Annotated in this window: 1 protein-coding gene; it reads left to right on the top strand. The window is 61.8% G+C overall.

Going from position 1 to position 849, the window contains the following annotated elements; genetic code table 11:
• On the top strand, positions 1 to 437 hold a 437-nt coding region (locus tag GCU56_RS22865; RefSeq protein ID WP_204332705.1), incomplete at its 5' end, for a hypothetical protein.
• Between the last annotated feature and the right edge of the window lie 412 nt (positions 438 to 849).

The raw sequence follows: 849 nt of genomic DNA, 5'->3' as shown, positions 1-849 counted from the left end.
GGCTGGAGGCTCAGATCATAGCTCTGGAGAGGGTCGAGGCAGCGAAGGGTGCTGCTGAAGCGGCGCGGGACCAGGCCCTAGAGGCGCAAAAAGGCGCGGAGAGCCGCGCAGAGGCGGCTGAGAGCCGCATGAAGGACCTGGAGACGGGTGGGGTAGCCGCGATCAATGAAGCCGCCTCAGTGGCCGCTCAGGCGGCCGCAGCGGTGATTACGGGGGGGCTGTATCAGAACGATCAGGGAAAGTGGAAAGTCGGGGAGGGCTCTCCCTCAGCTGAGCGCCTCAAGCCACTCTGGAAACACCTGCGCCCTGCCCTGGAGTGGGTTGCGCTCTGGTGGGACGATGTGCGGGGCAAGGTCACTGCTCTGCCAGAGCCAGAGCAGCAAGCGTTCTTCAAAGAGGTCCCACCTGATGAGATCGAAGAGGAACCCGCGCCTTGAGGCGGCAGGTGCCGGTGACCCCTCGCACTGATCCACTCTCAGCAATCAGGCATTAGCCAGAAGCTCCGGCCTCAGGCTTCTGGGCGCTACCGCGCCACCAGAACCCCCTTCGTGTCCCGTCAGTGTCCAGTGTCAGTGTCAGTGTCTGTTCCTTCCCCTGACACTGGACACTGACACTGTAGGCCAAAAGTGGACACGCCGGAGGGTAAAAGTGGACACGCCGGAGGGTAAAAGTGGACACGCCGGAGTGTATGAGTGGACACGCCGGAGTGTATGAGTGGACACGCCGGAGGGGTGTGTGGACACATTGACTGTGGACATAGTTAATGTGTAACGTCCACTTATGGAACAAATCGCCGTGTCATCTGCCGCTCTTGCCCTTCGGGCCGAAAAGCCGCTCACCCCGGCCATG

This window comes from Geodermatophilus sabuli (genome assembly GCF_010686765.1).
In the GTDB taxonomy this organism is placed as follows: domain Bacteria; phylum Actinomycetota; class Actinomycetes; order Mycobacteriales; family Geodermatophilaceae; genus Geodermatophilus; species Geodermatophilus sabuli_A.
The sequence above is the reverse complement of the archived record's forward strand: the minus strand, read 5'-3'. Positions and strand labels throughout refer to the sequence as shown.